Source organism: Vibrio sp. 2-1-2a (assembly GCF_032648565.1).
In the GTDB taxonomy this organism is placed as follows: Bacteria; Pseudomonadota; Gammaproteobacteria; order Enterobacterales; family Vibrionaceae; genus Vibrio; species Vibrio diabolicus.
In genome coordinates, this window is sequence record NZ_WBOH01000015.1 from 23,538 (window position 1) to 42,973 (window position 19,436).

At 46.0% G+C, this 19,436-nt stretch carries 16 protein-coding genes; 6 read left to right on the forward strand and 10 right to left on the reverse strand.

The window, feature by feature from the left end:
- Positions 1-23 precede the first annotated feature (23 nt).
- The 4 genes from F7Y48_RS22220 to pilM are packed head-to-tail and all read right to left on the reverse strand — an operon-like array spanning position 24 to position 2,690.
- The gene (locus tag F7Y48_RS22220; protein WP_005395715.1) at positions 24-539 is read right to left on the reverse strand and encodes a pilus assembly protein PilP; all 516 of its coding nucleotides are present in this window, start codon (positions 537-539) and stop codon (positions 24-26) included.
- Positions 529-1,122 carry a type 4a pilus biogenesis protein PilO gene (locus F7Y48_RS22225; RefSeq protein ID WP_012841351.1) on the reverse strand — a complete coding sequence of 198 codons (594 nt, stop codon included), beginning with the start codon at positions 1,120-1,122 and terminating at the stop codon, positions 529-531. The genes F7Y48_RS22220 and F7Y48_RS22225 overlap by 11 nt, the downstream gene beginning before the upstream one ends.
- On the reverse strand, positions 1,115-1,690 hold the full coding sequence (locus F7Y48_RS22230) for a PilN domain-containing protein (protein ID WP_005395717.1): 576 nt from the start codon (positions 1,688-1,690) through the stop codon (positions 1,115-1,117). Before F7Y48_RS22230 ends, F7Y48_RS22225 begins: the two co-directional genes overlap by 8 nt.
- Positions 1,674-2,690 (reverse strand): type IV pilus biogenesis protein PilM, encoded by a 1,017-nt coding sequence (gene pilM, locus F7Y48_RS22235; RefSeq protein ID WP_005395718.1) that lies wholly within the window; start codon positions 2,688-2,690, stop codon positions 1,674-1,676. The genes F7Y48_RS22230 and pilM overlap by 17 nt, the downstream gene beginning before the upstream one ends.
- A gap of 143 nt (positions 2,691-2,833) precedes the next feature.
- Here pilM and F7Y48_RS22240 point away from each other — a divergent pair, with 143 nt between their 5' ends.
- Positions 2,834-5,395 carry a PBP1A family penicillin-binding protein gene (locus F7Y48_RS22240; RefSeq protein WP_316685396.1) on the forward strand — a complete coding sequence of 854 codons (2,562 nt, stop codon included), beginning with the start codon at positions 2,834-2,836 and terminating at the stop codon, positions 5,393-5,395.
- 51 nt (positions 5,396-5,446) lie between these two features.
- Here F7Y48_RS22240 and oxyR read toward each other — a convergent pair whose 3' ends face one another.
- Positions 5,447-6,358: a DNA-binding transcriptional regulator OxyR gene (gene oxyR / locus F7Y48_RS22245; protein ID WP_316685397.1), complete on the reverse strand. Its 912-nt coding sequence runs from the start codon at positions 6,356-6,358 to the stop codon at positions 5,447-5,449.
- A 170-nt stretch (positions 6,359-6,528) separates the two neighbouring features.
- Between oxyR and F7Y48_RS22250 the strand changes: the two genes are divergently transcribed.
- Positions 6,529-7,257 (forward strand): redoxin family protein, encoded by a 729-nt coding sequence (locus tag F7Y48_RS22250; RefSeq protein WP_316685398.1) that lies wholly within the window; start codon positions 6,529-6,531, stop codon positions 7,255-7,257.
- Positions 7,258-7,449: 192 nt separating this feature from the next.
- Complete coding sequence (locus F7Y48_RS22255; RefSeq protein ID WP_301577715.1) at positions 7,450-8,922, forward strand: dihydrolipoyl dehydrogenase; 1,473 nt, start codon at positions 7,450-7,452, stop codon at positions 8,920-8,922.
- Positions 8,923-8,933: 11 nt separating this feature from the next.
- On the opposite strand, the gene F7Y48_RS22260 is transcribed toward F7Y48_RS22255, so the two are convergent.
- Positions 8,934-9,131 carry a hypothetical protein gene (locus F7Y48_RS22260; RefSeq protein ID WP_316685402.1) on the reverse strand — a complete coding sequence of 66 codons (198 nt, stop codon included), beginning with the start codon at positions 9,129-9,131 and terminating at the stop codon, positions 8,934-8,936.
- Between the two features lie 180 nt (positions 9,132-9,311).
- Between F7Y48_RS22260 and F7Y48_RS22265 the strand changes: the two genes are divergently transcribed.
- The gene (locus F7Y48_RS22265) at positions 9,312-9,581 is read left to right on the forward strand and encodes a DUF3624 domain-containing protein (RefSeq protein WP_012841349.1); all 270 of its coding nucleotides are present in this window, start codon (positions 9,312-9,314) and stop codon (positions 9,579-9,581) included.
- Between the two features lie 206 nt (positions 9,582-9,787).
- Here the strand turns inward: F7Y48_RS22265 and argH are convergent, their stop codons facing one another.
- The 4 genes from argH to argC all read right to left on the reverse strand — a co-directional run bounded on the left by argH (position 9,788) and on the right by argC (position 15,032).
- A complete protein-coding gene (gene argH / locus F7Y48_RS22270; RefSeq protein WP_104971008.1) occupies positions 9,788-11,662 on the reverse strand; it encodes an argininosuccinate lyase in 1,875 nt (624 codons plus the stop codon).
- Between the two features lie 253 nt (positions 11,663-11,915).
- Complete coding sequence (locus F7Y48_RS22275; RefSeq protein ID WP_017821738.1) at positions 11,916-13,130, reverse strand: argininosuccinate synthase; 1,215 nt, start codon at positions 13,128-13,130, stop codon at positions 11,916-11,918.
- Positions 13,131-13,214: 84 nt separating this feature from the next.
- Complete coding sequence (gene argB / locus F7Y48_RS22280; RefSeq protein ID WP_074191328.1) at positions 13,215-14,006, reverse strand: acetylglutamate kinase; 792 nt, start codon at positions 14,004-14,006, stop codon at positions 13,215-13,217.
- A 21-nt stretch (positions 14,007-14,027) separates the two neighbouring features.
- Positions 14,028-15,032 carry an N-acetyl-gamma-glutamyl-phosphate reductase gene (gene argC / locus F7Y48_RS22285; protein ID WP_006742772.1) on the reverse strand — a complete coding sequence of 335 codons (1,005 nt, stop codon included), beginning with the start codon at positions 15,030-15,032 and terminating at the stop codon, positions 14,028-14,030.
- A 144-nt stretch (positions 15,033-15,176) separates the two neighbouring features.
- On the opposite strand from argC, the gene argE reads away from it, so the two are divergent.
- Positions 15,177-16,313 carry an acetylornithine deacetylase gene (gene argE, locus F7Y48_RS22290; RefSeq protein WP_316685399.1) on the forward strand — a complete coding sequence of 379 codons (1,137 nt, stop codon included), beginning with the start codon at positions 15,177-15,179 and terminating at the stop codon, positions 16,311-16,313.
- A 272-nt stretch (positions 16,314-16,585) separates the two neighbouring features.
- A complete protein-coding gene (gene ppc, locus F7Y48_RS22295) occupies positions 16,586-19,219 on the forward strand; it encodes a phosphoenolpyruvate carboxylase (RefSeq protein WP_316685400.1) in 2,634 nt (877 codons plus the stop codon).
- Positions 19,220-19,436 lie beyond the last annotated feature (217 nt).

The following is a 19,436-nucleotide window of genomic DNA, read 5'->3' on the forward strand; positions in this document are numbered from 1 at the left end:
CTCAATATCAAAAATAAATGGGGCTATCTCAAAGCCAACTTAACTTTACGCTTCTGCCAACACCCTAAGCCGTCGGGCAACGTTTCATTAATTAACAAATAGGAATGGCTGACGTGGGTCACTTTGCCATTGTTGCGTCCGAGGTATTGCCCCGGCTTCACTTTATAAACGGTGCCGTTGGGTGCCTGAACGAGACCAGAAACCGTATTACCCATGCCCATAACTCCTTTCAAACGTAATTGGCTTAATGGGAATTTTTCTAATTTGCCAGTGCGCCTTCTTGAAGGCGGTTGCCAGCAATCTTTTCTTGCAACGGGCTGAGTGGCGATCGTGGCTTCTTTTGGTAACTCAAAGGGCGCACGCTGTACTTCAGGTGCGTACGTGACGGCAACATACTTATCTGCAGGCTTAAGTTTCTCGACATCTCGACGCGCCTGACTCTCCACCCCTCGAATAAAATCCGTTAATGACTCATCATTCGCCTGACATCCAAGTAGCAGAGACCCCATCAGTACCAGTAACAAATGCTTACTTGTCATTGTTCGTCTCCTCTGGCTTAAACTGATAGGTATTGGCTCGTACCCTAAAGTGCAGAGTTTCACTTTCTTGGCTGACACGCTGCCAAGTCACATCTTTAAACGTGATGATTCGAGGTAGCGTTGCTATCGCCTGAGAAAAATGTCCGATGTCATGAAAATCTCCCGTTAACTCAATGTTTAAAGGAAGACGATAGAGGAAATGCTCTGATTGCTTTTCACCCCAGTCGATACGGGTAAAGGTCAACTTATTGTCGATACCGAGTTCATTCACCGAAGCGAGCATCGTAGCCAACTCTTTTTGCGCGGGCAGTTGTTGTAGCAATAACTCGTAACGCGTGGTGAGTTCATCCAATTGAGATTGAAGCTGAGGCAATGCAGCTACTTTGTTCGCTTTGATCTTCAGTGCTACCTTGAGCGTCTGCTCCTGCTGGACCAAGTTATTCAATTGCTCTTCTTTTGGCTTAAGGTAAAACCAATAGCCAAAACCTTGAATGAGGAAAATCAGCAGCGCGATAACCACAAGCTGAGGCAACAATGGCCACTCTGCCATTTCATCTATTTCGAGATCCTGCCAATCAACCATGCTGGGCCTCCGCTTTTTTCTCCGGCACTTTGAACATGAAAGACACTTTGAACGTTTGGAACTCTTTTCCAAAACGCGCTTTTCCGTGAACGATGGAGTGCATTTCTACATCATTCAACTTGGCCGAACGCTCCATGTTGTCCAGCATCGTGGCAAGTTTTGGAGTGCTATCAGAGATCCCTGAGATCTCAATTTCCAGATCATTCATTTTGATCTTGTCGACATATACACCTTCAGGAATGACGGCTGGCATCAAGTTCATAAACTCGGTCGTTTTGTTTCTACCGTTTTGTAACCCTTCAACCACTTTTAAACGTTCGAGAATTTTGCTGTGCTCTTGCTCGGCGATTTTCATTGCTTCAATACGCTGGTCAAGCTCAGCAATGTAGTGAGTAAGGTAATCAAGCCGCTCCTGCTGCTGATCTTGTTGGTACTCAAAAAACTTTCCAATACCCCATTGAATACCAATAGCGACCAACATGCCTAACGCGACCAAGCTAATGAAACGACGTCGGTGCTCTTCTCTTTGGTTCTCTCGCCAAGGAAGTAAATTAATGCGATAAAGCACGCGCACCTCCTAGCCAATGAATGCCACGAATCGCGAGTCCTGCGGCTGTAGAGAAATGCTGCCAATCCGCGGCACGACGTTTACGTTTGGACACCTTCATCTCAAATAGCCCTAGCGGGTTTAGCAATTCACACTCTAGTGACAGTTGCTGAGATAACTCTTCCGCGAGCATTGGTGTCGAAGCTCCTTCCCCTGATAACCAGATACCTTTGATATTTTGCGAGCCATTAATTGAGGTGTAGAGCTGCATCTGACGTTTCACCCGTTCCACGATTTGGCGATTAAACAGCTCTGTTTTCTCCTGAGCATCATCGGACATCAAATCATCTTGAACAGGGCTGTTTGCTCCGCGTGTGCCGCAAGCAAACTCTTTATGAAACAGCTCACCTTGTTCGGTAAACATGGTAAAGGAGCTCGATGAGGTGCCAATATCGAGTAAGCAGTACTTATTTTTGTCAGGAAAGCGATCGGCGGTGAGCTTCCAGATATGACCAAGACTTTGTGAATGCACGTCCACTAAAACGGGTTTTAGTCCGGATTTTTGTAATGCATCCACGCGACTATCGACCACATCTTTTCTTGTCGCAAACACTTGATAGTTATCAGTCCCACGCAACCCATCTTCGGCACGAAGACGGACGAAGTCTAAACTCAGCTCTTCGACAGGGAATGGCGATTGATGAGAAAATGCCTGAATCACAGCAAACTCAACTTCGCTATCTTCAAGGTTTTGTTCTATTTGCAGTTTTTTACTTATCACCGAATTATCAGGCACTGAAATTGCGACCTTTTTAGCACCAAAAGGCAGTTCTTTTTTAATCAGCTTTAGGGTCTTTACAATTTCTTGATGATTTATAGTGTTATTTTCAGCGACAATACCTTCCTTTAGTAATATTTCTTTGTAACCCAACAGAGCGTAATTGTTGCCTGTGGGTTTAAGTACTACGGCTTTGAGGCTGTTATGGCCTATATCGATGCCGGTAACGATTAGCTTATCCATCTCTTACTCTCGCTCCGAAATTTCTTCGTGCAAAGGTTGTTATTAGCACCCAAATAAGAGTTAATATCTCTATGTGCTAAATTTTTGACCTAAGAGTACAAGGGTTTGCCGTTACACAGCCTCAACCAATCAGGGATTCTCCGGTGAAGTTCATAAAGCGTTTATTATTTTTAACATTGATTTGCATAATTCTTGGAGTCACCACAATATTTGGCTTCTATCAGTACGTGAAGCCTGAATTGCCAGATGTTGCAACTCTAAAAGACGTTGAATTACAAACACCTATGCAGGTGTTTAGTCAAGACGGGAAGCTGATCGCACAGTTCGGTGAAAAGCGTCGTATTCCTGTTACTTATGATGAAATTCCTCAAGACTTAATTCATGCGCTGATCGCAACCGAAGATAGCCGTTTTTACGAACACCCAGGTATCGATCCTATCGGCATCACTCGTGCAGCCGTTGTCGTTGCGATTTCAGGTTCCGCTAAGCAAGGCGCAAGTACCATTACGCAACAGCTAGCGCGTAACTTCTTCTTATCTAATGAGAAGAAGATCATGCGTAAGATTAAAGAGATTTTCATTGCTATCCACATTGAGCAGCTTCTGAGTAAGCAAGAAATCATGGAACTTTATGTCAATAAAATCTTCCTTGGTTATCGCTCATATGGTTTTGGTGCGGCCGCTCAAGTTTACTTTGGTAAGAGCCTTGATGAATTGACGTTAAGCGAACTTGCGACACTCGCAGGGATGCCAAAAGCGCCATCAACGATGAACCCAATTTACTCTCTTGAGCGTGCGACAAAACGCCGTAACGTCGTGTTAATGCGAATGCTTGATGAAAAATACATCACGCAAGAACAGTATGACGAAGCACGCAACGAACCTATCGTGGCACGTTACCACAGTGCTGAAATTGAACTTTCCGCACCTTACGTAGCGGAATTGGCTCGTGCATGGGCCGTGAAAGAGTACGGTGAAGAAGAAGCCTATACCTCTGGCTTGAATATCTACATGACGGTGGACTCTAAACTGCAAGATGCCGCGAATACATCCGTGGTAAATAATCTGCTGTCATACGATGAACGTCACGGCTACCGCGGTGCGGAGAAAGTTCTTTGGAAAGAAGGTGAAACCGCTTGGAACAGCGAGCAAATAGAAAAGCACCTTAAGAAGCAGCCAACTTATGGTGACCTTTACCCTGCCGTCGTGACAAAAGTCGATGATAAAACTGCGCAAGTTTGGGTTAAAAACCATGAAGAGCAGACCATTCCTTGGACTGGAATGCATTGGGCACGTAAATACATCACCGAAAACCGCCAAGGTTCAACACCAAAATCAGCGCATGATGTGCTAGCGACGGGTCAACAAGTTTGGGTTCGCGAAGTGAGCGAAACCAATGAAGATGACAACACGACACAAAGCTGGAAACTGAGCCAAGTGCCAACAGCGAACACCGCGTTTGTCGCGATGAACCCGGAAAATGGTGCGATATTATCGTTAGTGGGTGGCTTTAACTTTGTTCATAGTAAGTTTAACCGTGCCACTATGTCAGTGCGTCAGGTTGGCTCAAGTATCAAACCATTTATCTACTCAGCCGCAATTGACAAGGGACTTACCCTGGCCACTCTGATCAACGATGCGCCGATTAACAAATGGGACGCAGGTTCTGGTTCTGCTTGGCGACCTAAAAACTCACCACCAACCTATGGCGGTCCAACTCGCCTTCGCCTCGGCTTAGCTCAGTCAAAGAACGTGATGGCAGTGCGTACGCTGCGTGAAGTAGGCCTTGATGAGACTCGTCAGTACCTTACTCGTTTTGGTTTTGATATTAACCAAGTACCACGTTCAGAGACCATCGCGCTCGGTGCTGGTAGCTTAACACCAATGAAAGTGGCACAAGGCTACTCTGTATTTGCGAACGGAGGTTATTACGTCGAACCGTTCTACGTAGAACGCGTGGAAGATGCATTCGGTGAAGTGCTGTTTAAAGCGAATCCAAAGAGCGTTTGTCATAAGGATTGCCCACAAATGAGCGATGAGCCAAACAATCGCTATGCCGATGAGTTTGGCGAACAAGACGTCGCGATTGATGGTTTGGCAACAGACAACGCACTGGAAAATGATGAACCTCAATATGCTCCACAAGTTATCTCTGAGCAAAATGCATTCTTAATGCGTGAGATGATGTACAGCAACATTTGGGGTGGTGGTAACTGGCGTGAAGGTACGGGTTGGAACGGTACTGGCTGGCGTGCACAAAAACTGGGGCGTCGTGATATCGGTGGTAAAACGGGTACAACGAATGACTCCAAAGATGCTTGGTACAACGGCTATGGTCCTGGTGTTGTTGCCATTGCTTGGGTTGGTTTTGATGATCACTCACGCGCACTTGGTCGCACAACAGTTAATAGCAACCTAGGCAAAGGCCAAATTTCTGGTGCTGAATCGGGTGCGAAAACCGCAGAACCCGCTTGGATTGACTTTATGCGCGTTGCACTAGAAGAAACACCTGAGCAAGGTAAAAATATTCCAGATAACATCATTCGTGTTCGTATTGATCGCAACACTGGCATGCTAACGCACAAAGTAGACAGCACATCAATGTTCGAATACTTTGAAAAAGGCACTGAGCCTACCGAATACGCTGGAGACCGTTTGGAAGACAGTATTTATTCTTCCGGCTCTGGCGCAGAAGAGCTGTTCTAAATCACTAAAGCAAAAGGGAGAGCATTCGCTCTCCCTTTTTTATGTCGGCTTTTACGCCGCGGCGTTCAATGAAGGATAAGAAGCCAATACTTCTTTAATCTTCGCCGCCAAAGCTTCAAACCTTGCACGCAGTGGTGAACCCGGGCGATATACAAGGACTATATTGCGCGAAGGCGTAGGGTTAACGGCTGGTACATAGCACACACCATCTTTTTGCTTCTCATTGGGGATAGAAAGCTGAGGCAATAACGTAATCCCAGCACCAGCAGCGACCATATTCCGCAGTGTCTCCAAACTGGTTGCCTTAAAGCGTTCATCGTCTTTCGCTCCGGCAGCAAAACAGAAACCTAACGCTTGATCACGAAGACAGTGACCGTCTCCTAGCGCTAAAACGGTTTTACCATTCAGCTCCAACATATCAACATAGTCGAGAGAGGCCCACTCATGATCACATGGCACCGCAACGCTTAACGGCTCGTTATACACTTCGATTTCTTTAAAAGGTGCCGTTTCATCAACCGAAGCCAAGACCAAGCAGTCCAATTTACCTTCTTCTAATTGACGCACCAACTGATGTGTTTGAGCTTCGTGCAGGAACAGCTCCAGTTCAGGAAATGCTTCTTTTATCTGCGGCAGAATTTTGGGTAGTAGATACGGACCTACCGTCGGGATGAAACCGATATGCATAGGCCCAGTCATTGCTCCGCTCTGACCACTCGCCATATCTTTAAAAGTTTTCACTTCACTTAAGATACGCTTAGCTTGCTCCACCAACTGCAACCCTGAATCGGTAAACAAAACGCGACGGCTGCTTCGCTCTAAAAGCGTGGTACCGAGTTCATCCTCTAGCTTACGAATTTGTCCACTCAATGTTGGTTGGCTAACAAAACATGCTTCTGCCGCTTTGCGAAAGTGCTTATGTTCCGCAAGTGCAACTAAGTACTCAAAATCTCGAATATTCATAACTCACAATTCGCTTCTTTTAACAATAGCCAATACCTATCAAAACCATAACACCAAACGATTAGAGCTATCAAAGGATTTTTACAATAATGGGCTCAACAGAACGAAACAGAGCAAAGAAAAACGCTAAGCTCTATACGCATAATTTAAAATAGTTAAAGGAAATCATTATGTTTGTATCTAAAGAAGGTCAACAAGTCCCTCAAGTTACTTTTCCAGTTCGTCAAGGTGACTCTTGGATGAATGTAACGACTGATGAGCTATTTAAAGGTAAGACCGTTATCGTATTTAGCTTACCGGGTGCATTTACTCCAACCTGTTCATCAAGCCATCTACCTCGTTACAACGAATTGTTCCCTGTATTTAAAGAGCACGGAGTGGATGAGATTATTTGTGTCTCAGTCAATGATACGTTCGTGATGAATGCATGGAAACAAGACCAAGAAGCAGGAAACATCACCTTCATTCCTGACGGTAATGGTGAGTTCACCGATGGCATGGGCATGTTAGTGGATAAAAACGACATCGGCTTTGGTAAACGCTCATGGCGTTACAGCATGCTAGTAAAAGATGGCGTAGTGGAAAAAATGTTCATTGAGCCAAACGAACCAGGCGACCCATTCAAGGTGTCAGACGCAGATACGATGCTGAACTACATAGCGCCTGACTACAAAACGCAAGAATCCATCACAGTGTTCACTAAACCAGGCTGCCCTTTCTGTATGAAAGCGAAACAAAACCTGATTGACCACGGTCTTCAATATGAAGAAGTGATTCTGGGTAAAGACGCAACGACAGTTAGTCTACGAGCTATATCTGGTCGCACGACTGTTCCACAAGTCTTTATCGGTGGCAAGCACATCGGCGGTAGCGAAGAGCTAGAAGCGTATCTAGGCTAAGCTGTCCATAGCCTACACCCTCGGTCTCCGGTGCCTTTGGCTCGGAGGCCAACCCTAACTCACTTCTTCTACTAGTCTAGATAAGTAGTCGTCTACCGATAAGGTGACTCCTTATACAGATTCAACGCCCCAATTCACTCTCCAAGCTCAATGTAGCTAGCTTGGCTTAAAAACAAAAAGCGAGAGTTCACGATGAAACAAGTTAATGTCGACGTAGCGATTATTGGTGGTGGTACTGCTGGTCTTGGCGCTTATCGAGCAGCAAAAGCTCATACTAATAGCGTAGTAATGATTGAAGGCGGCCCTTACGGAACAACCTGTGCTCGCGTCGGTTGCATGCCCTCTAAGCTGTTGATTGCGGCCGCAGAAAGTGCCCACCAAATCGAAAAAGCGCCTGGATTTGGGATCCATCCGCAAGGTGAAATACGCATTAACGGACAAGAAGTCATGGATCGTGTAAAACGCGAACGTGATCGTTTTGTTGGCTTTGTGCTTGAAAGCGTCGATGATATTCCCGCAGAAGACAAGTTATCAGGTTACGCGAAGTTTGCCGATGATCATACACTTATCATAGATGACCATACTCAAGTCACCGCAAAACGGATTGTGATCGCGACGGGCTCTCGTCCTGCCTATCCAGCAGCTTGGAATGAGTTGGGTGACCGTCTCGTAATTAATGATGATGTCTTTGATTGGGATGATTTGCCTGAGTCCGTTGCGGTATTTGGCCCCGGAGTGATCGGACTTGAACTCGGTCAAGCATTGCACCGCCTAGGGGTGAAAGTGAAGCTCTTTGGTCTTGGTGGTCAAGTTGGTCCACTGACAGATCCAGAGGTGATGGCTTACGCAGATAAAACTTTTAAAGAAGAGTTCTATCTTGATGCCGATGTAAAAGTAGAAAGCATGAAGCGCATACCATCATCGAATGCAGCAGGCGCAGACAAAGTTGAAATCCAATTCATTAACCACGACGGTGAATTAGAAACCTTTATTGTTGATTACGTTTTAGCAGCCACTGGACGACGTCCTAACGTAGATAAGCTAGCGATCGAGAACACCAATATTGCCCTCGATGAACGCGGTGTACCAACCGCAGATCACTACACATTGCAAACCTCCGTAGAGAGTATTTTTATTGCGGGTGATGCAAGTAACCAAGTTCCATTGCTGCACGAGGCCGCTGATCAAGGTCGCATTGCTGGTGATAATGCAGGTCGCTTCCCGGATATTCGTGCAGGTCTGCGTCGTTCGCCAATTTCAGCTGTATTCTCCGATCCGCAAATAGCTATGGTCGGTGAAACTTTCAAACAACTGGAAACTCGCTTAGGAAGCTGTGGTTGTTTTGTTACTGGTGAAGTCTCTTTTGAGAATCAAGGACGTTCGCGTGTCATGCTACGAAACAAAGGGATGTTACATGTCTATGGCGAGCAAGGTACTGGACGCTTTTTAGGTGCAGAGATGATGGGGCCGAACGCAGAACACCTCGCGCATCTTTTGGCTTGGGCACACCAAAATAGAATGACGGTTTCTGAGATGCTAGATATGCCCTTCTATCATCCAGTGCTCGAAGAGGGTGTCCGCACCGCTCTACGTGATTTGAATGCAAAACTACACTTAGGGCCAGAAATGGTGAAACATTGCCTTGACTGTGGGCCTGGTTGCTAACGATTTCATGCTCAATCGAGCCAGTCTTTACATACCAAGCAAAACAGAAAGCCTCGTGATAAACGGGGCTTTCTGTTGACTACTTTGAGGCGATTACATAAGTACCACACTGCCATCATTGCGTAACGACTTACCATGATGATCGCGACTACACCGATCGTAAAAAAACCACCAGCGATACTCAGTGCAAATTTCAATTCTGTCGACATGATTATTTTTCCTATTAAAGACTGACAGCGAACCATACATCAATCACGTGCCACATAAGCTCTACAAAGCTAACTTTCCATTTTTGGTTGTGTTCCTGCGCCTAAGCTGCGACAAAAAACGCTTTCTCTCTTTGTGTTGGGTATATAATCTGAAGCAACACTGATGCCTTGGAAAACACTATGACTTGTCGCCGCTGCGAGGAACATTGGTTTTGGAAAAAGCTTGGGCGTTGCCAACGATGCTTGGATCAGTTAACGGTGCTTTCGGTACTGTGCTGGATTGTGTGGTGGTTTGCGTTCAAAGATGATCCACAAAGCATCGAGTCGATCGCTTTGATCTTTGCTGGTTTCGCTTTCAATATTTTATTGTTTTTGCACTTATGGATGCGTTTTGTCATCTTGCCGTGGCAACGTCGGCGAGGACGAAAAGAGACGGATAAAAAAGAGTAAAGTGGCAGATAGAAAAAAGCCCCAAAACCAATATCAGTTCTGGGGCTCTCTTAGATTCTTCTAAGAAAAAGCAGTGGTACTTTAATAGACCGAGCTTCCTCTCAAAGGTTCCAAATTTTTTCGATTTTTTTAGCAAATACTGATGTAAGTGAATCAGAAAATAACTATGTCATTGAATGCTAATAAAATCACTCCGAAATTTCAGCTCATGCCACATGCGATTTTTGGATCACTTGCTCCATTAAATTGATCTCTAGCGCCACTTCATCACACGCGTGCTGACGTGGACACTGATCGCAATCTTTCAAGACTTTTTCTGGCAACAGCGACTTCGATGTTGGTAAGAAGCTCTGCTTCATAAAGAACTCTGGCGTTCGAGTGAGGACAAAGACCTTCTTTATCGCCATTTGACGTGCTTTCTCAACCAAGTGATTTACGATTGCACTACCCTGCCCTTGACCTTGCCAGCCTGCTTCGATACCAAGAGAGCGTATTTCAGCCAACCCTGAGTCATACACATATAGAGAAGCGCAACCTGTCACTTCACCATGATGCTCTGCCACCGCGAAGGAGCCAATATCTCTCACGAGCTCATTACGAGAGCGGGGTAGATTCTCACCGAGGTTCGCCCAATAAGCCACCATGCCCTCTAGTGTTTCAATGTCCGTCAAACGTGCAGGACGCACTTTCACTGCCGAGCTGTCACGCTGGCTCAGACGTTTATCCGCTTGCTCTACCGCATAAGCGACTTGGTGAGGCGAAACGCCACCCAGCGCACAACGTTTTTCCAAACAAGACTCTATCGTCAGAATGTCATACACATCATCTTCAATCACCTCAGAGAAGGCTTTTAGCTCTTGCAGAGACAATTCTTCCAGCGCACAGCCTTTGTCAATTGCCCCTACCACCGCTACGCCCACAATATGGTGCGCCTCACGGAATGGGATGCCTTTCGCCACTAAGTAATCAGCTAACTCAGTCGCATTCGCATACCCTTGCTTCGCAGCTTCAAGCGTACGCTCACCATTCACTTTAATGCCATCAAAACACAGCGCTGCCATTTCCATGCAATCATTCCATGTGTCTAACGCATCAAACAACCCTTCTTTATCTTCTTGCATGTCTTTGTTGTACGCCAATGGTAAGGCTTTCACTGTCATCATCATGCTCGATAATGCGCCATAGACACGCCCTGTCTTACCACGGATCAACTCAAGTGCATCCGGATTTTTCTTCTGTGGCATCAATGACGAACCAGACGTCACCGTATCCGCTAACTCAATGAAGTTAGACTCCCCTGAGTTGTAGAAGATCATATCTTCTGCAAGACGAGAAAGGTGCAACATAGAAATCGAGGCCACCGACATCAGTTCCATCACATGATCACGATCCGAAACCGAATCGAGTGAATTACGCGTAGCGCGGTGGAAACCAAGGTTATGAGCTAACTGTTCACGATCAATCGGATAAGCCGTGCCAGCTAAAGCACCCGAGCCAAGTGGACAAGTGTCGAGGCGCTGTAAGGCATCATTCAGACGAGAGTAGTCACGCTCGAACATTTCAACATAAGCCAAACACCAGTGAGCAAAGGTGACAGGTTGAGCGCGCTGAAGATGAGTATAGCCAGGCAATACAGTGCCTTGGTGCTGCTTAGCAACATGAACCATTTGTGCTTGAAGACGATCTAAAGCAATCAACAGTTGCTGGCCTTGCTGACGACACCAAAGTTTTAGGTCTGTCGCTACTTGGTCATTACGAGAACGCCCAGTGTGGAGTTTTTTACCTAAATCTCCCACTTTACTAATCAGCTGCTGTTCAACCCACGAGTGGATATCTTCTGCATCTGAGCGAAGAATTTGATGAGGATCTTCCATCACTTCTAACTTCAGCTCGTTTAAAGCAAGTTCCAGCTTTTGCTGTTCTTCTGCCGATAGAACATCTACAGAAAGCAGAGCTTTAGACCATGCGATTGAACCTACGATGTCTTGCTCAGCCAATCGGTAGTCAAAACGCAACGAATCGTTAAACTCTTTAAATCTAGTGTCTGCCGCTTGGGTAAATCTTCCGCCCCATAATGCCATTGCGTTTCTCCTGATGACTATTGCTTACTCTAACGTTCTCGAATGAGTAGTAACCAATTTGATGGTCATTTGCTCACTTTTTCTTATGGGTCAACGTTACGGCAATTTCGACAAAAAATAAAGTATAAATTCAATATTTTTACATATATATTCAAACAGAATGTATTTGCATCTTTGTGCTCATAGACGTAAGCCAACAAAAAAGACCTGCTATCCAATAGCAGGTCTTTACTCAATCCGAGATGTGGAGAGATTATTTCTTCTGGCTGTTCAACGCACGGATACGGCTTGATAGCGAGTAAAGACGGATGAAACCACCCGCATGGCTTTGGTCGTAAACCTCATCTTCACCAAAAGTTGCGAACTCTTCTGAGTACAAGCTGTTATCAGAACGTTTTTGCGTTACCGTGGCTTGGCCTTTGTAGAGCTTAACAACCACTTCACCATTCACGTCTTGCGCTAGCTCTTCTGAAGCGGCAAGGATCGACTTACATAGCGGCGTAAACCAACGACCATCGTACACAAGGTGAGACGCTTTTAGCCCCAGCTCTTCACGGAATTCGAATGATGATTTGTCTAGCACGAGCTGTTCAACGGCACGCAGCGCTTCCATCATGATGGTGCCTCCCGGTGTTTCGTAGCAGCCACGAGATTTCATTCCTACTAGACGGTTTTCAACGATATCGATACGACCAACACCGTGCTTCGCACCTTTTTCGTTTAGATAAACCAACGCGTTGTATGGTGTCATCGCTTCGCCATCAACTTCGACCACCTCACCTTTTTCTACTTTCAGCGTGACGTATTCCGCTTCGTTTGGTGCTTGCTCTGGGTCTACAGTCCATACCCAGCAATCTTCGTTTGGTGCGTTCCACGTATCTTCTAGGACGCCACCTTCAGTAGAAATGTGCCATGCGTTTGCATCACGTGAGTAGATCTTAGTAAGAGACGCTGAACAAGGAATGTTACGCTCAGCTAGGTAATCCAAACATTCTTCACGGCTCACTAGGTCCCATTCACGCCAAGGGGCAATCACTTGTAGATCTGGTGCTAGTGCTGCGAATGCGCCTTCGAAACGAACTTGGTCATTACCTTTACCTGTACAGCCGTGACACAATGCGTCCGCGCCCACTTTACGTGCGACTTCAACCTGTGCTTTAGCAATAATTGGACGCGCCATTGATGTACCCAGCAGGTACTTACCTTCGTAGTACGCGCCCGTTTTTAGTGTCGGGTAAATGTAGTCTGCGACCATTTCTTCTTTCAAGTCAGCGATGTAGCACTCAGAAGCACCAGAGGCTTTTGCTTTCGCTTCAATGCCTTCTAGCTCTTCAGCACCTTGACCAACATCGGCAACGAAAGCAACGACTTCACAATCGTAGTTCTCTTTTAGCCACGGGATAATTACTGAGGTATCTAGACCGCCTGAGTATGCGACTACCACTTTATTTACGTTCACTTTGCTCATCTTTCTTCTCCAAACTTAACTGGCGCTGCGCTCGGCGGTCAGTGCCAACTACTACTTCCTAATATTGAATTCTTTTGCTGATGCTTATTGAGGCAAAAATTGCGTTCCAATACTTTCACCAGCGAATAGCTGTACTAATTTTTCTGGGTAACGCCAGGTGGCGACTTCGATAGGGCGACCAAGATCATTGGCCGCCTCCAAAGCAGCTTTAACTTTGACGATCATGCCGTCTGTGATCACATGCCCTTTGATCAATGCATCGGCTTCTTGCTCAGATAGCGTTTTGATCAAATGCCCTTTGCCATCGAGTACGCCACTCACATCTGACAACAGGACTATTTCAGCATCGAGAGCACCTGCCACCGCGACTGCGGCTTGGTCAGCATTCACATTCATCATCTGGCCATCTGTGGTTAAGCCAATTGAACTGATGATCGGCAGTGCGCCTGTGTTTAATACCGCTTGTAATAGCGTTGAATCACCCGGTGATGCTTTACCTACCGCGCCCAACTCTGGGTCAAGTTCTTCAACAAGACACAAACCACCATCCGCAAGGCTAAGACCTACTGCATTGAGTCCATCTGCGATGGCTTGACCTTGAAGTAGCTTATTCGCTGTGCCTGCAAGCGCGCCTGCAATCACCGGAATTTGATCGTAAGGCGTTACGCGTAAACCGTTTTTCTTTACGGTTTCAAGCTGAAGCTTTGCCATCAACTCATCAACTAGGTAGCCACCGCCATGAACGATGGCGATTTGTCGCTGTGCCGATTTTTGGTAAGCCGCAATGGCACCAAACAGTTGGCTTAAGGTTTGAGTGCAAGATAGAGCAGCACCGCCTAGCTTAATGACTAAAGGAGCTTGATTGGTTTGCGTCATCGCATTTCCCTCTTTCAACGACTACAGCAACGCTGTCAGTTCTGGGTAACCATAATGAATATTGAGACATTGCATCGCTTGACTTGATGCACCTTTGAGTAGGTTGTCGATGGCTGAAATCACAATGATATGTTCGCCTTGTACCTTCCAGCCGATATCGCAGAAAGGGGTATTTTCGACATCCTGAATACGTGGAATACCATCGCCTTTTAAACGCACGGCTGGCTTTCCTAGATAAGCTTGTTCAAATGCTTGAGCGACTTGTTGCTCTGTAACGCCTGATGCTAGCTTCATGGTGATCGTGGCAAGAATGCCGCGTTTAAAGTTGCCTAGGTGCGGAGTAAAAATCACATCGCAACCTAAGTGCTGAGCAATTTCTGGTTGGTGACGATGAGTAAATACACCATAAGGTTGCAAGCTCACTTCACAGAAACTGTTCACCATAGAGGCTTTACGCCCAGCTCCGGACACACCGCTGGTCGCGTTAATGACAGGCCATTGATTGGTATCCACTAATGCATTTTCGAGTAGAGGTTTGATGGCTAACTGCGAAGCAGTCGGGTAGCAACCTGCTACAGCAACTAAGGGAGCAGTTTTAATTGATTCCTGGTTCCACTCTGCTAAGCCGTATGCAGCTTTATCTAGCCAGTTATTATGTTGATGCTCGAAGCCATAAAAAGTGTTGTAAAAACCTTCACTTTGGACGCGGAATGCCCCCGATAAATCGAATACCTGACAGCCTGCCTCCAAGAAAGTTGGGGCTAGATCGTGGCTCACCTCATGAGCCGTTGCTAAAAACACCACATCCGATTCTTGAGCGATTTGCAGTGGATCCGTTAGTGGCGAGACCGGCATATCAATGATGCCTGCTAACTTACCGTGCAGCTGCGCAATATTCTTTCCTGCATCAACACTGTTGGCGGAAACATATAAACCTGATAGCGTGAGTTGTGGGTGTTTATTAACCATTAACGCTAACTCTGCGCCGGTGTAACCGCTGGCTCCAATAATCGTGGTTTTTAGCATTGTGTGACATCCATATACTTAAAGGCTCAAATGACTATTCATATTTAATTTTTGCTTTATTTTGATTTTTTATTCATTAATTATGATTTAATATGTGTTTTACATTTTTGTGGTCTGTCTGTCAACAGGAGATTTGAAGAATCCATGCAATTACCAACTTTTCTAGAGGTCTATGAAGGACTCATCAGCACCTCTTCTATCAGCTCCACGGATCCGAGCTGGGATCAGGGCAATGCAAAAGTCATCGAAAAACTCGCATCTTGGTTTAAAGATCTGGGTTTTAGCGTTGAAGTGATCGAAGTCGAGCCAGGCAAGCACAATATGATCGCACGTAAGGGAGAGGGTGAAGGCGGCCTTTTACTTGCTGGCCATAGTGATACCGTGCCATTCGATCAAGGGCGCTGGAATTTTGATCCACATAAGCTGACTGAAAAAGACAACCGCTTTTACGGTTTAGGCACGGCAGACATGAAGGGCTTTTTTGCCTTTATTTACGACGCCGTCAAAAAAGTCGACTGGAGTAAGCAAACCAAGCCGCTATACGTATTAGCCACTTGTGACGAAGAAACCACCATGTTGGGTGCACGACATTTCACCGTAAACGCCCCTTTTAAGCCGGATTACTGCATTATTGGTGAGCCCACCAGCCTCGTTCCTATTCGCGGCCACAAAGGTCATGTGGCGAATGCAATTCGGGTCACGGGTAAGTCAGGCCATTCATCCGATCCTGCCTTAGGCGTTAACGCGATTGAGATCATGCATGAAGTGATGTTTGCCATGATGCAACTGCGCGATAAATTGGTGAAAGAATACCACCATCCGGGTTTTGCCATTCCAAGCCCTACCCTAAACCTTGGACACATTCACGGCGGTGACAGCGCTAACCGTATTTGTGGTTGCTGTGAGCTGCACTATGATGTTCGCCCACTACCAGGGATCAGCCTGGATGGCCTAGAAAATATGCTGCGCGGAGCATTAAAAGAAGTCGAAGCAAAGTGGCCTGGACGCTTGGAGATAATTCCGTTACATGAACCAATTCCGGGTTACGAATGCCAACATGACCACCCATTTATCGGTGGTGTTGAAGAGATCTGCCAAACCAGTTCAGAAACCGTGAACTACTGTACTGAGGCGCCCTTCTTACAACAGCTCTGTCCAACCTTAGTTCTTGGCCCGGGTTCAATTGACCAAGCGCACCAACCGGATGAGTTTCTCTCATTTGATTTTATCGATCCCACAATTGATGTGCTTTCAAAGGCAATGGTCAAGTATTGCTGTTAATACGCGAATAAACTCAAAAGTCAGTGCAGCTCGATTGAGCTGCATCTTTTTATCTTCACAATTTAGCGCTAGCCTTAACACTTCTTTAACTTGTTATTTTGTAATTAATTTTCACTTCTTATTCTACAGCTGCCGTAAATTTGCTCTAAATCAGGAGACAGCGGAATAATTGCAAACTTAGTCTGCTTTATTTGACTATAACTGGTGCTTTTCGCTAGATTGGAGTCTTAACAAGGACAATGGATGTAGTTTTTTTACGAGGCAGGACGACAATGAACGAGAAATACGCCGCACTCAAAAGTAATGTGCGCATGTTAGGCCACTTATTGGGTAACACCATTCGCGATGCCCATGGCGAAGAAATCTTCGAGAAAGTGGAAACCATTCGTAAATTATCCAAATCGGCTCAAGCAGGTAATCAAGCAGACAGGGAAAGCTTGATAGAAGAAATCAAACACCTACCCGATGAGCAACTAACGCCCGTTACCCGTGCGTTTAACCAATTTCTAAATCTCACCAATATTGCTGAGCAATACCACACCATTTCACGCCACTGTGAAGAACACATCTGTGAACCAGACGCGATTAACTCGCTGTTTTCTAAACTGGTACAAAAAGATGTGAGCAAACTGGACACTGCGCAAGCGGTTCGTGATCTGAATATTGAATTGGTATTGACGGCTCACCCAACGGAAATCACGCGTCGCACGATGATCAACAAGTTGGTCAAGATCAACGAGTGCTTATCAAAGTTGGAACTGAGTGATCTTTCTTCTAAAGAGCGCAAGAAAACCGAGCGTCGCTTAGAGCAACTTATCGCACAAAGCTGGCATTCAGACGTAATTCGACAACAACGCCCTACTCCATTGGATGAAGCGAAATGGGGTTTTGCAGTCGTTGAAAACTCACTATGGGAAGCGGTGCCAGACTTCTTACGTGAAATGCACGATCGCTTGAAATCTTACTTGGGTGAAGGTTTACCAATTGATGCTCGCCCTGTGCACTTCTCTTCTTGGATGGGGGGTGACCGCGACGGTAACCCGTTCGTCACTCATAGCGTGACGCGTGAAGTATTGCTTCTGTCTCGTTGGAAAGCCGCAGATCTTTATCTCAATGACATCAACGAGTTGATCAGTGAACTGTCTATGACGGTTTCAAACGATCAAGTTCGTGAACTTGCTGGCGAAGATCAACACGAACCATACCGCGCTATCTTAAAACAGCTTCGCACCCTGTTGAATGAAACCAAAGATATTCTCGATGCCAAGATCCATGGTCAAAAACTGGCCGTTAAAGCTCCGTTGCAAAAAGTCGAGCAACTTTGGGAACCTCTGTATGCCTGTTACCAGTCGCTAAATGAATGTGGCATGGGTGTGATCGCAAATGGCTCTCTACTGGATACATTGCGCCGCGTAAAAGCGTTTGGTATTCATCTTGTTCGCCTTGATATCCGCCAAGAGAGCACGCGCCATTCAGACGTATTGTCTGAATTAACCCGCTACTTAGGCATTGGTGATTACGAACAATGGAGCGAGCAAGATAAGATTGCTTTCCTAACCAACGAACTCGCATCTAAACGTCCTCTTCTGCCTCGTGATTGGGAACCATCAGAACCTGTCAGAGAGGTTTTGGACACCTGTAAGATTATTGCAGCACAACCGCGTGAAGCATTCGGTGCCTACGTTATTTCTATGGCACGCACTGCATCGGATGTGTTAGCAGTCCACCTACTTCTGCAAGAAGCTGGCTGCCCATATCGTATGGATGTTTGCCCGTTATTCGAGACGCTAGACGACTTGAACAATGCAGAATCGGTCATCAAACAGCTGATGGGTATCGACCTATACCGTGGCTTTATCCAAAACCACCAAATGGTCATGATTGGTTACTCTGACTCAGCGAAAGATGCGGGTGTCATGTCTGCAGGCTGGGCTCAGTACCATGCGATGGAATCGTTAGTAAAAGTGGCGGAAGAAGAAGGTGTTGAACTGACTCTATTCCACGGTCGTGGCGGTACAGTAGGCCGCGGCGGCGCACCAGCACACGCAGCACTTCTGTCTCAACCACCAAAAAGCTTGAAAGGTGGTTTGCGCGTAACAGAACAGGGCGAGATGATCCGCTTTAAACTGGGCCTTCCAGATGTCGCCGTAAACAGTTTTAACCTTTACGCGAGCGCGATTCTAGAAGCCAACCTATTGCCACCACCAGAGCCAAAACAAGAATGGCGCGACTTAATGGAAGTGCTATCAGAAGTTAGCTGCGAGTCTTATCGCAACGTAGTTCGCGGCGAGCCTGACTTTGTGCCTTACTTCCGTCAAGCGACACCAGAGCTCGAGCTCGGTAAGTTGCCACTTGGCTCTCGTCCTGCAAAACGTAATCCGAAGGGCGGAGTGGAAAGCTTACGTGCAATCCCGTGGATCTTCTCATGGAGCCAAAACCGTTTGGTACTTCCTGCATGGTTAGGTGCGGGTGAAGCGATTCAATACTCGATCGATAAAGGCCACCAAGCGTTGCTCGAAGAGATGTGTCGTGAATGGCCGTTCTTCTCGACTCGCCTTGGCATGTTAGAAATGGTGTACTCGAAGTGTAATATCGATATTTCTCGCTATTACGATGAGCGATTGGTGGATGAATCACTCCGTCCACTCGGTGAAAAGCTTCGCGCTCAGCTTCAAGAAGATATCAAAGCAGTACTGAATGTAGAGAACAACGAAAACTTGATGCAGCATGACCCTTGGGGACTCGAATCAATTCGCTTGCGCAACATCTACGTTGAGCCATTGAACATGCTACAAGCCGAGTTGCTATACCGTACACGCCAAACCGAAGAAGCATCTGCAAACCTAGAAGAAGCACTAATGGTGACAATTGCTGGTATTGCAGCTGGCATGCGCAACACAGGCTAATCGCTTCATTTGTAATAAAAAGCTGAGCAAGTGCTCAGCTTTTTTTTGGCGCTGGATAATTGCGCAACCAAAAGACAGTTTAATAAACCATAAAACCCCCAAAAATTACCACACAAAAAGAATAAAAAACCACAAGTTAACACTATTGATTATTATGTTAGTTTTTTAGGGTAATTTTGTCCTACTATTCCACTTCATGCTTATTATTTATATACTA